The 12,197-nt window shown below is 43.1% G+C and carries 11 protein-coding genes; 8 read left to right on the top strand and 3 right to left on the bottom strand.

Features of this window, described 5'->3' with window-relative positions; all coding sequences use genetic code 11:
- Positions 1 to 67: 67 nt before the first annotated feature.
- Together NMM13_RS02100 and htpX are read left to right on the top strand one after the other, a co-directional pair.
- Positions 68 to 628 (top strand): LemA family protein, encoded by a 561-nt coding sequence (locus NMM13_RS02100; protein WP_003017390.1) that lies wholly within the window; start codon positions 68 to 70, stop codon positions 626 to 628.
- A 1-nt stretch (position 629) separates the two neighbouring features.
- Entirely contained in the window at positions 630 to 1,526 is an 897-nt protein-coding gene (gene htpX / locus NMM13_RS02095) for a zinc metalloprotease HtpX (protein WP_003008442.1), read from the top strand.
- 298 nt (positions 1,527 to 1,824) lie between these two features.
- On the opposite strand, the gene NMM13_RS02090 is transcribed toward htpX, so the two are convergent.
- The 3 genes from NMM13_RS02090 to NMM13_RS02080 form a co-directional block, all read right to left on the bottom strand.
- Entirely contained in the window at positions 1,825 to 3,042 is a 1,218-nt protein-coding gene (locus NMM13_RS02090; RefSeq protein ID WP_254727264.1) for an MFS transporter, read from the bottom strand.
- Complete coding sequence (locus NMM13_RS02085) at positions 3,039 to 3,215, bottom strand: hypothetical protein (RefSeq protein WP_162837396.1); 177 nt, start codon at positions 3,213 to 3,215, stop codon at positions 3,039 to 3,041. The genes NMM13_RS02090 and NMM13_RS02085 overlap by 4 nt, the downstream gene beginning before the upstream one ends.
- Positions 3,216 to 3,325: 110 nt before the next feature.
- A complete protein-coding gene (locus NMM13_RS02080) occupies positions 3,326 to 4,186 on the bottom strand; it encodes a helix-turn-helix domain-containing protein (protein ID WP_070588744.1) in 861 nt (286 codons plus the stop codon).
- Positions 4,187 to 4,390: 204 nt separating this feature from the next.
- On the opposite strand from NMM13_RS02080, the gene NMM13_RS02075 reads away from it, so the two are divergent.
- From NMM13_RS02075 to NMM13_RS02050, 6 genes are all read left to right on the top strand, one after another.
- Positions 4,391 to 4,930, top strand: coding sequence for a DUF177 domain-containing protein (locus NMM13_RS02075; protein WP_003005275.1), 540 nt, complete (start codon positions 4,391 to 4,393; stop codon positions 4,928 to 4,930).
- Between the two features lie 124 nt (positions 4,931 to 5,054).
- Positions 5,055 to 6,533, top strand: a complete 1,479-nt coding sequence (locus tag NMM13_RS02070; RefSeq protein ID WP_003005145.1) for a flotillin family protein — start codon at positions 5,055 to 5,057, stop codon at positions 6,531 to 6,533.
- A gap of 169 nt (positions 6,534 to 6,702) precedes the next feature.
- A complete protein-coding gene (gndA, locus tag NMM13_RS02065; protein WP_003004949.1) occupies positions 6,703 to 8,127 on the top strand; it encodes an NADP-dependent phosphogluconate dehydrogenase in 1,425 nt (474 codons plus the stop codon).
- 9 nt (positions 8,128 to 8,136) lie between these two features.
- Positions 8,137 to 8,835 carry a response regulator transcription factor gene (locus NMM13_RS02060; protein ID WP_049492430.1) on the top strand — a complete coding sequence of 233 codons (699 nt, stop codon included), beginning with the start codon at positions 8,137 to 8,139 and terminating at the stop codon, positions 8,833 to 8,835.
- A gap of 236 nt (positions 8,836 to 9,071) precedes the next feature.
- Entirely contained in the window at positions 9,072 to 11,264 is a 2,193-nt protein-coding gene (locus tag NMM13_RS02055; protein WP_037608409.1) for a PTS transporter subunit IIBC, read from the top strand.
- A gap of 85 nt (positions 11,265 to 11,349) precedes the next feature.
- Positions 11,350 to 12,162, top strand: a complete 813-nt coding sequence (locus tag NMM13_RS02050; protein WP_049474028.1) for an endonuclease/exonuclease/phosphatase family protein — start codon at positions 11,350 to 11,352, stop codon at positions 12,160 to 12,162.
- The last annotated feature ends 35 nt before the right edge of the window (positions 12,163 to 12,197 follow it).

Below are 12,197 nucleotides of genomic sequence, written 5' to 3'. Positions count from 1 at the left end.
ATTATTTTACCACAAAATAAGGGAAATTTGATATACTGGTAGAAAGAAATGAAAGGAATTCAATAAAATGATTTGGATTATTCTTGGGATCATTGTGGTCCTTGTGTTGATTGTAGTAGGAGTTTACAACGGTTTGGTGAAAAGCCGGATGCAAACTCGCGAAGCTTGGAGTCAAATTGACGTGCAATTGAAACGTCGGAATGACTTGATTCCAAACTTGATCGAAACAGTAAAAGGCTATGCCAAGTACGAAGGGGATACCCTTGCTAAGGTCACTCAACTTCGCCAACAAGTGGCTCAAGCTTCTTCACCTGCAGAAGCAATGGCAGCCAGTGATGCTCTTTCACGTCAAGTGGCAGGTATCTTTGCGGTGGCTGAAAACTACCCAGACTTGAAAGCCAACACTAACTTCATGCAGTTGCAAGAAGAATTGACCAACACAGAAAACAAAATTTCTTATGCTCGTCAATTGTACAACAGTGTCACAAGCAACTACAATGTCAAGTTGGAAACTTTCCCAACAAACGTGATTGCTGGAATGTTTGGCTTCAAACAAGCCGAATTCCTTCAAGTGCCTGAAGAAGAAAAAGCAGTACCAAAGGTGGACTTTAGCGGATTAGGAGACTAATATGCTCTTTGACCAAATTGCAAGCAATAAAAGGAGAACCTGGATTCTCCTTATTGCTTTTTTCATACTCTTGGCTCTCATCGGAGCAGCCGTTGGCTACCTCTGGTTAGGCTCCTCCCTTGGTGGCGTCATTCTAGCTTTGATTATTGGTGGAATCTATGCCTTTAGCATGATTTTCCAATCCACGGAAGTTGTCATGCGGATGAACGGGGCGCGTGAGGTAACGGAAGAGCAAGCTCCTCAGCTCTACCATATTGTCCAAGATATGGCCATGGTAGCTCAGATCCCCATGCCTCGGGTCTATATTGTGGATGATCCTTCGATGAATGCATTTGCGACAGGGTCCAATCCTCAAAATGCTGCTGTTGCAGCAACGACAGGTCTTCTGGCTGTGATGAACCGTGAGGAATTGGAGGGAGTCATCGGACACGAAGTCAGCCATATTCGCAATTACGATATCCGCATCTCTACGATTGCAGTTGCCCTTGCTAGTGCCATCACCATGCTTTCTAGCATTGGTGGTCGGATGATGTGGTGGGGCGGTGGCCGTAGCCGGGACGATGATCGAGAAGGTAGCGGTGGTTTGGAGATTGTTATGTTGATCCTTTCCTTGCTTGCCATCGTTTTAGCGCCATTAGCAGCGACCTTGGTCCAGTTAGCCATTTCTCGTCAACGGGAGTTCCTAGCAGACGCTTCAAGTGTTGAATTGACACGGAATCCTCAAGGAATGATAAATGCTTTGTTAAAGCTAGACAATAGTGAACCAATGCAACGACATGTCGATGATGCGAGCAGTGCACTTTTTATCAACGATCCAAAAAAAGAAACCGGTTTGCAAAAACTCTTTTATACCCACCCACCCATTGCTGAGCGAGTGGCTCGCCTAAGAAAAATGTAAAAAATCCATCATTAGCAGGATTGAGAGTGTGGGAAAACTGTTTTTCTTTATAAATCTAATAAATTCTATACAAATAAAAGAAATTTATTCTTTAGAATTATTAACTCATCTATTGAAACTTTCCGCCGTGAGAAAAGTGCCTGAAGCTATTTAGTTTCAGGCACTCGGAATTATTGAGACCTTAGACTCAATAATTAGTCATGGAACTTCTTCGAAGTTCGCTGACGTCCGTCCTCACCTAAGGAAAGTTTTTAAGATGACTTTGTCCTCAAGCTCAATCCACCAAACGGTGGATTTTTTATTTGGTTGTTAAGAGGAGGGTAGTGAAACCAAGGATGGCAAAGATCCCCCAAGCTAGGGGAAGGCTCCAGATAGCTAGACTAGAAAAGAGAGCTGTTCCAAGTGGCATAGCAAAGCTGACCATCAGTCCCAAAAAGCTAGAGGTAGAAGCTAATTTTTCAGCGGGTAATTTGCTCATTAAAAGACTGGAAACTTTTGGATTGATTTTTGCTACAAGATAACCAAGGAAAGTGATGAGTAGAAGGGAAAGAATGTCCCAGTGCATCAGGATATTTGTGAGAGCAAGCATGGTCAGCCCACCTGCGATCCACAGGAGGGTATGGTGGAGCGATTGCTTGGAAAAATAATCGTGGGGTGTCAGGCTAGCCCAGACCATACTTAAAATAGTCACTGCCTCCAAGATCAAGAGGGATTGGCTAAAACTCAACTGAAAGAAGGGGGAGTGAAGCAGTTGCAAATTGTAGATACCAGAGATGGATCCCCCTAGGGCATTGATGAGAACCAATGAGAAGAGCAACTTGCCAAAGTGGTGGACCTCCTCATCTGCAAAAATACTTTTGGCGTTCTGGTACATCTCTTGACATTCGTGTACCAACGAATTCTTACTTTTGGGCTCAATGACGGGATCATGTGTCAGCTGCTTTTTTCTAATCAAGAGACAGGTAGAAGACAGGAGAAAAGTCACTGCATTGATCGAAGCGACCAGGGCAAAATTTTGATGGCTGATAGCTAGCAGCCAAACTCCTAGAGCTTGTCCAGAAATCGAGCAGACCATACTAAGCAGTTGGTTGAAGGAATAAGCCTCCATTAAATCCTGGTCGGGGATGTTCTTTTTCATGATAGGGAGTTGCAAGCCACCGCGATAATCACTTAAACAATCTGAAACAATGTTTAAAAAGCAAACAATCGAAAAGGCAAGGTAACCCGGAATCTTGGTCATGAGCGCAATAAGGATGAAGAGGATGGCTTGAAGATAGCCAATGCGGATCAACCAGTTAGCTTTTTTCTTCGTGCGGTCAGCCTTCATCCCGACAAAAATGGTAAAGAGGCTAGGAATAAATACAATGAGATTGGCAATGCCAACTGCTAGGCTCGGTTGCGGCATACTGGCAGCAAAGACCACAAAGACCAGATTGTAGATGGCAGCACCAAGGGTATTCAAAAAGCGAGAAAGGCTGAGTAAGGCAAAAATTTTATTACGAGCTAAGAGTTTCATAAGCCTTCCTCCTTCACGTGATCAGTTGCTAGGACTTGTTTGATAGATCGAACGATCTGTTTGAAGAGGTCTAGTTTCTCATCATCAGAGAGAAGAAGTTCCTGATCCTTCAGATAAACGCTGGTATGTGAGAGAAGAAAGCGGAGGAAGTGGTTTTTTAGTTTGGTCATCATGGGAAGAACCTTCTTTCTTTACTTGATAGTCCTATTGTAAACCTAAAAAGCAAGAAAAAATTAATGTTGCATATTTTCAACAAAAACTCACAGAGTAGATCTGTGAGTTTTTAGGATTTATTGATCAGTTCTTGCAGGCCCTGTTTGTAGTAGTTGGCACTGTCCTTACAATCCAGAATAGAGAGAACCTGGATGGCCTGTTCCATCTTTTCAAGACCGATTTCTTTTTCTCCCTTTCGATAGAGAAATTCTCCTTTGGCGTAGAGATAAACCGTCCGAAGGTAGGCTTCGTTCTCAGAGTAAAAGTGGTCGTTAATTAGGTGGTCAAAAAAACATGCATCTTCAAATTCATTTGAACTAATGGCCAGAAAAAAGCCATTAAGGAAAATAGAATTGATGGCAGGACGAGAGGAATCTAGGAGAAGCTTGAAATCCTCCCTTTGGACCAACTCCTCTGTGTATTGTCGATAGAGGCGACTAGAGAAAAGTGGAGAGGTCAGAGAAAACAGGTTTAATTCAAAATTTCCCCAGATTGTGACAGAGAAGAGATAATCATGGAGGAAATCGAGTTCCTCTTGGCTAGCGGTGAGCTCTACTTCAGGATAGAAGCCAAGCATTTGGACTTTGAGAATAATGCTAGCTAAGAAGTCTTCTTTTTTCTGATATTTCTGATAGGCTTGCTGGTAGCTTTGGTACAAGGCTTGATCGTGTTCCAAGCTCATGTTTTCATAGTGCTCTTTCAACAATTTGGGAATAAAAGAGTGCTGATCGATTCCAGCTAGATGGGAAAACTCACTGAGGCTGGTTTTGATCTGTTGAAGGGCCTGAAAAAAACGTTGCGTGGTCAGGTCATTTTCCCCTCTTTCAAATCGAGATAGCATGGAGCGTGAAAATTCGCCACCCGTAGCCTCCTCTAAAGAGATGTGGCGACTTTCACGTATTTGCCGAAAAACTGCTCCGATATCTTTCATGAATTCTCCTCTATCTAACATTGCTCAATGCCCTAGCAAGTGACCCTCTTTTGTCCAAGAGATGGTGGGACCTTGTGTACAACACCAATTGGCCTAGTTACTGTATCTTTTTTCATGATTATAACAAATTTTTGAGGAGACTTCTTGGTTGAGGGGCAGCTTCATGATATACTAGTAGTATCTAGAAGATTTGAGGACAAAAGAATGAACCTATTTACACAAGAAATCCGTAAAAATCCTGAAGGACTAGCCTTTGATCAAGAGTTGGATTTGCTCAAAGAATTGCAAAAGCGTAATCCAGAAATTCTTGATTTAAAGAATGTGACAGCGACAGGACGAGTAGCCTATGATACAGGCCTCTATGTCTTGGATTACCAGTTGAGCTATACCATCGTTTTGGCATCTAGCCGAAGCATGGAGCCTGTTGAGCTTCAAGAGAGCTATCCTGTAACAGAGGTGTTTGCGGAGGATGTACAGTCTGACGCAGATATCGAGGCCCTAGAGGAAGACTTGATCCTTCCAATCGAAGGTGGGAAGATTGACCTGAGTGAGAGTGTAGCGGATAATATCCTGCTCAATATTCCTCTCAAGGTTCTCACTCCAGAAGAAGAGGCTGGACAAGGTTTTATCGAAGGCAATGATTGGAAAATCCTATCCGAAGAAGAATACCAAGCCGCTCAAGCGATTAAGAAAGAAGAAAACAGTCCTTTCGCCGGTCTAAATGGCTTGTTTGACGAAGAATAAGCTAGAGATTGCATTTGATAAATTTAGACATAAATACAGGTCTTTTCTTTGAGGAAAGGCCTTCTTTTGATATACTAGGATTAATAAATAACAGAGGGGAGACCTCTAAAAAAGGAGAAAAAGTATGGATACTTTATTTATTCCAGGTTGGTTGATTACCGGCCTAATAGTCGCAGTTATTATTTTGATTTTGCTTGTTAAAGGTTATGTGAACGCTAAACCCAACGAAGTCGTGGTCATTACCGGTCTTCGGAAGCAACGTCACTTGCGTGGGAAAGCTGGCTTTATGATTCCCTTTGTCGAACAACGCTCTTATCTTGATATTGAGCAATTCTCGACAGATGTTCGGACGTCAGAAGCAGTCCCAACATTGGACTTCATTAACGTCCGTGCCGATGCAGCTGTTAAATTAAAAATCGGTACAACCGATGAAATGATTGCCCGGGCTGCAGAAAACTTCTTGAACTGGAATACGACAGATATTTCCAATTCTGTCCAAGATGTCTTGGAAGGAAACTTGCGGGAAGTGATCGGTCAGATGGAGCTCCGTAAGATGGTCAATGACCGTCAAGAGTTTGCCTCAAAAGTGCAGGACAACGTAGCACCAGACTTGGCAAAAATGGGTCTAGAAGTCATCGCCTTTACGGTTCAATCCTTCTCTGATGAAGGGGGAGTCATCGATAACCTCGGGATTGAAAATGTTGAAACCATTAAGAAAGATGCCTTGATTGCCAAAGCCAAAGCAGAACGTGAACGCAAGGAAGTCGAAGCAGAACAAGATAAATTGGCTAACGACAAACGCGTCGCTGCCGATCTTGAAATTGCGCAAAAACAAAATGAACTGAAACTCAAACAAGCAGCCCTCAAGCAAGAAGCAGACATTGCCCAAGCAAAAGCAGATGCCGCTAAAGGAATTGAGGCAGAAGTGCAACGTCGTGAACAAGAGCGCGTGGCAGCCGAAGCCAATATCATGAAACAGGAAAAAGAAGCGGAAGTCAAAGAGCGCGAAGTTAAGGTTCGTGAGCAAGAATTGGATGCCAACATCCGCAAACAAGCTGAAGCTGAAAAATATGCGCGTCAACAAGCTGCAGAAGCAGAATTGATCGAACGCCAACGCAAGGCCGAAGCTGAACTCTTCGAAACACAAAAAGAAGCCGAAGCTCGGAAAGCCCAAGCCGAAGCTGAGAAATTTGCCCAATTGCAAGAGGCCGAAGCTATTGAAGCCAAAGGTCGTGCCGAGGCTGAAGCTATTCGCTTGAAACTGGAAGCCGAAGCCAAAGGTTTGGACCAAAAGGCCGAAGCCATGAAGAAAATGCAAGAAGCAGCCATTACTGAAATGGTCGTTGACAAGTTGCCTGAAATTGCGCGTGCTGTCGCAGAACCATTAACCAAGGTTGATAAGATCACCATGTACGGGGAAGGCAATGCTTCTAAGATGGTGGGCGATATTATGCAAAGTATCGACCAAGTCTCTCAAGGAGCCGGATTTGATATTCGTCAATTGCTAGCAGGAGCCCTTGGGGTCAATATGACGGTCAATAAACTCAAAGAAGGAGAACAACCGGTCATTGAAGCAGAGGAGTTAGCTTCTAAAGAAGATTAATGCCATTCATCAAGAAGTGTCTGAGAACTGTTTCTCGGGCACTTTTGTTTTTAAGATCAAATGACTTGCATGATCTTCTCCCTCTTGGAGAAGGCGGGAAGCTATTTTCTGCTTTCTTTTGAGGAGGAAAAATGGTAGAATAAAGGCAAACTATAAAGAGGAGTGTCACATGACTAAAGCAAACTTTGGTGTTGTTGGTATGGCCGTAATGGGTCGTAACCTTGCCCTTAATATCGAATCTCGTGGCTACACAGTTGCCATTTATAACCGTAGTAAAGAAAAAACAGAAGATGTAATTGCTTGCCACCCTGATAAAAACTTTGTGCCAAGCTATGATATCGAAAGCTTCGTAAACTCAATCGAAAAACCACGTCGTATCATGCTCATGGTTCAAGCAGGACCTGGTACAGACGCAACTATCCAAGCCCTTCTTCCACACTTGGATAAAGGTGACATCTTGATCGACGGAGGAAATACTTTCTATAAAGATACCATCCGTCGTAATGAAGAATTGGCGAACTCAGGAATCAACTTTATTGGTACTGGTGTATCTGGTGGGGAAAAAGGTGCCCTTGAAGGTCCTTCAATCATGCCTGGTGGGCAAAAAGAAGCGTATGACTTGGTAGCTGACGTTCTTGAAGAAATCTCTGCAAAAGCGCCTGAAGATGGAAAACCATGTGTGACTTACATCGGTCCTGATGGAGCTGGTCACTACGTGAAAATGGTCCACAACGGGATCGAGTACGGGGATATGCAATTGATCGCAGAAAGCTATGACCTCATGCAACACTTGCTTGGACTTTCTGCAGAAGACATGGCTGAAATCTTCACTGAATGGAACAAGGGTGAATTGGACAGCTACTTGATCGAAATCACTGCGGATATCTTGAAACGCAAAGACGACGAAGGTCAAGATGGACCAATCGTAGACTACATCTTGGACGCTGCAGGAAACAAAGGAACTGGTAAATGGACTAGCCAATCAGCGCTTGACCTTGGTGTGCCGTTGTCACTCATCACTGAGTCAGTATTTGCCCGTTACATCTCTGCCTACAAAGAAGAACGTGTACATGCTAGCAAGGTTCTTCCAAAACCAGCTGCATTCAAATTTGAAGGAGACAAGGCTGAGTTGATCGAAAAGATTCGTCAAGCCCTTTACTTCTCAAAAATCATCTCTTACGCACAAGGTTTTGCGCAATTGCGTGTTGCTTCTAAAGAAAACAACTGGAACTTGCCATTTGCAGACATCGCATCTATCTGGCGCGATGGATGTATCATCCGTTCTCGTTTCTTGCAAAAGATCACAGATGCTTACAACCGCGATGCAGATCTTGCTAACCTTCTATTGGATGAGTACTTCTTAGATGTTACTGCTAAGTACCAACAATCAGTTCGGGATATCGTAGCTCTTGCTGTTCAAGCTGGTGTGCCTGTACCAACCTTCTCAGCAGCCATCACTTACTTCGATAGCTACCGTTCAGCGGATCTTCCAGCAAACTTGATCCAAGCACAACGTGACTACTTTGGTGCTCACACTTACCAACGTAAAGACAAAGAAGGTACCTTCCACTATTCTTGGTACGACGAAAAATAATCTTGCTCTATGGTCAAACGAGTTCTACTAGTAGAAAATGAGAAGCAAATCGCTCGCTTCATTGATTTGGAACTTCAAAAAGAGGGGTATCAAGTTGATGTGGTCGAGGATGGAAAAGCGGGTCTGGCCTTAATTGCTGCGACTAAATATGATCTGATCTTGTTTAATTACGATTTGTCAGATATGTCTGGTGAAACATTCGCAGAGGAAATCAGTCGGATTCGCCCAGCTTCTGTTTTGATTGTTTTGGATAGCCGCGAAAAAATTGCTGAGCACAAAGAGAGTATTCAGCGCTTTGCCGTTTCCTATATGGTTAAACCCTTTATTATCAGCGATTTGGTAGATAAGATCACAGCCATTTTTAGAGGACGTGATTATATTGACCAACATTGTAGCCAGATGAAAATCCCAACATCATACCGCAATTTGCGCATTGATGTGGAACACCATACCGTCTATCGTGGGAAAGACATGATTAGTTTAACCCGCAGAGAGTATGATCTCTTAGCGACTCTGATGGGAAGCAAAGGGGTGGTGACACGAGATCAGTTGTTGGAAAGTGTCTGGAAGTACGAGAGTACAGGTGAGACTAATATTGTGGACGTCTATATCCGTTATCTCCGTGGGAAAATTGATCTACCCGGTCAAAAAAGCTATATTAAGACCGTTCGTGGGATTGGCTATGCCATGCAAGACACATTAGAATAAAATATTCGAACCCTTAGAGGGTTCGAATATTTTTATGACTCAAGGGAAACGTTTGCGTTTGGAAAGGATGGGTTTTAAAAAGGATTTGGCTAAAAAAAGATAAAAAAAGATAAAATTTAGAGAAAAAAATGAATGTAAGGCTTTACAAATTTTTAAAATGTGGTATACTAGAAACAAATTAAGCGCAAACGTTTTCTTAAAAACAAAAGCCTTAAACAATATAAGGAGGTTGAATGATGAATAAAGGATCATTCAAAAGTTTATTTAGCTTTGAATTCTGGCAGAAGTTTGGTAAGGCCTTGATGGTCGTTATCGCTGTCATGCCAGCTGCTGGGTTGATGATTTCAATCGGGAAATCAATCCCTATGATCAACCCGAATTTATCTCCACTTGTTATTACAGGTGGGATTCTCGAACAAATCGGTTGGGGGGTTATCGGTAACCTTCACATCCTCTTTGCACTCGCTATCGGTGGTAGCTGGGCCAAAGAGCGTGCTGGGGGTGCCTTTGCGGCTGGTCTCTCTTTCATCTTGATTAACCGTATTACCGGTGCAGTTTTTGGAGTTACATCTGCAATGTTGGCTGATAAGGATGCTACCGTTCATACGATCTTAGGTGGATCAATTAAAGTTGCAGACTACTTCATTAGTGTCCTTGAAGCACCGGCACTTAATATGGGGGTGTTTGTAGGGATTATCTCAGGTTTTGTTGGAGCAACTGCTTTCAATAAATACTATAACTACCGTAAACTTCCAGAAGCCCTTTCTTTCTTTAACGGGAAGCGCTTTGTCCCATTCGTTGTTATCGTTCGTTCAGCTCTTACAGCCTTGGTTTTGGCAGCCTTGTGGCCAGTGGTTCAATCAGGAATTAATGGATTCGGTGTCTGGATCGCCAACTCACAATCAACAGCTCCAGTATTGGCACCATTCTTGTTTGGTACCTTGGAACGTCTTCTCTTGCCGTTTGGTCTTCACCACATGTTGACCATTCCAATCAACTATACTCAATTGGGTGGTAGCTACCAAGTTCTTACAGGTGCTGCCAAAGGAACAACTGTATTTGGACAAGATCCACTTTGGTTGGCTTGGGTAACAGACCTTGTTAACTTGAAGAAGGCAGATCCTAGCCAATACCAACACTTGCTTCATGCGTACACACCAGCTCGTTTCAAAGTTGGTCAAATGATTGGATCATTTGGTATCTTGATGGGGGTTGTAGTTGCTATCTATCGCAATGTTGACCCAGATAAGAAAGAAAAATACAAAGGGATGCTTTTTGCAACTGCCCTTGCTACATTCTTGACAGGTGTTACTGAACCAATTGAATACATGTTCATGTTCATTGCAACACCTTTATACCTAATCTATGCCTTTGTTCAAGGAGCTGCCTTTGCAATGGCTGACTTGGTTCACCTTCGTGTCCACTCATTCGGTTCAATCGAGTTCTTGACACGTACCCCAATGGCCATCAACGCTGGTTTGGCTTTAGATATCTTTAACTTTGTATGGGTAACAGTCCTCTTTGCCTTTATCATGTACTTCATTGCTAACTTCATGATTAAGAAATTCAATTATGCAACTCCAGGACGTAACGGTAACTATGAACAAAATGATGACGCCCCTGCAGGAGATGGTGCAGCAGCAGGTGCTGCTACAAGCTCAGCAAGCTCACAAGTCATTAACATCATCAACCTTCTTGGTGGACGTGCCAATATCGTAGACGTTGACGCATGTATGACTCGTCTTCGTGTAACCGTTAAGGACGCTGAAAAAGTCGGAACAGAAGAACAATGGAAAGCTGAAGGCGCTATGGGTCTTGTCATGAAAGGACAAGGTGTCCAAGCAATCTACGGACCTAAAGCTGACGTATTGAAATCTGATATCCAAGACGTTCTTGATTCGGGTGAAGTTATTCCTGAAACACTTCCTAGCCAAATGACAGCAGTTCAAAAAGCTGAAGCAACCTTTAAAGGGGTAACTGATGAAGTGCATTCCGTTGCAGATGGTGAAGTGATCAACATCGAAGATGTGAAAGATCCTGTATTCTCACAAAAAATGATGGGTGACGGATTTGCGGTTGAGCCTGAAAATGGCCACATCGTTTCACCAGTTGCTGGTAAAGTTACTAGCGTCTTCCCAACCAAACATGCCCTTGGTTTGGTAACAGATAATGGTTTGGAAGTCTTGGTTCACATCGGTCTAGATACTGTTAGTCTTGAAGGAAAACCATTTGAGGTTAAAGTTTCTGAAGGTCAAACAGTGGCTGCTGGAGACCTCTTGGTAGAAGCAGACCTTGATGCGATCCGTGCAGCTGGTCGTGAAACTTCAACAATTGTTGTCTTCACAAATGCAGATGCGATTAAATCCGTTAAGGTCGAACATACTGGTAAATTGGCAGCAAATGCGCCAGTTGCAACAGTAGAATTATAAGAGACGTCGGCAAAGAAAATGAGGTTGGGGCAGTGCACCCGGCCTCTTGCCGTTTCTTGATTTGGAGAGAAGGAGAAATCAGGGGATGAAATTTTTAACATTAAATTCCCATAGTTGGATGGAAGAGAATGCTCAGCAAAAATTTGAAACCCTCAAGGAACAAATTTTAGAAGCGCAATATGATGTGATCTGTTTCCAAGAGGTCAATCAAGAAATGGCCTCAGAAACAGTCGAAACAGATGAGTATTATCAAGCTTTGCCATCATCTGTAGCGATTCACAAGGATCACTTTGTTCGCGTATTGGTAGAAGAGTTAGCTGCTCATGGACTCCACTATTATTGGACTTGGGCCTACAACCATATTGGCTATGATCACCTCAATGAGGGTGTGGCCGTTCTTTCGCGTCAACCCTTGAAGGCGGATGAGATTTTGGTATCCAATATGGATGATCCAACGGACTACCATACTCGTCGAGTAGCTGTTGCCCATACAAGTGTAGATGGCAAAGAGATTGCTGTTGCCAGCGTCCATCTTTCTTGGTGGGACAAAGGTTTCCAATTTGAGTGGCCACGCATTGAGAACTACTTCAGCCAAGTAGGCAAACCTTTTATTCTAGCTGGTGATTTCAATAATCCTGCTGGTCAAGAAGGGTATGAAACGATTCTATCCAGTTCGCTAAAACTTCAAGATAGTTTTATCGAAGCCAAAGAAACAAAGGGGACTTATACTGTAGGTCCTGGAATCGATGGCTGGACGGATAATCAAGTTCCATTGCGAATCGATTACGTCTTTGCAAGTCCAGAATGGGACATCCAGCGTCTACATGTCATTTTTGATGATCAAAACAAACCCCATGTCAGTGATCACTATGGCTTAGAAGCTGAATTATCACTTTAATATAAATGGAGAGTCGAAAGGAAAACGATTTTATT

The organism is Streptococcus sp. CF8_St5-11, assembly GCF_024295625.1.
Taxonomy (GTDB): Bacteria; Bacillota; Bacilli; order Lactobacillales; family Streptococcaceae; genus Streptococcus.
Note: the sequence above shows the minus strand (reverse complement) of the source record. Positions and strands in the feature narration are given on the sequence as shown.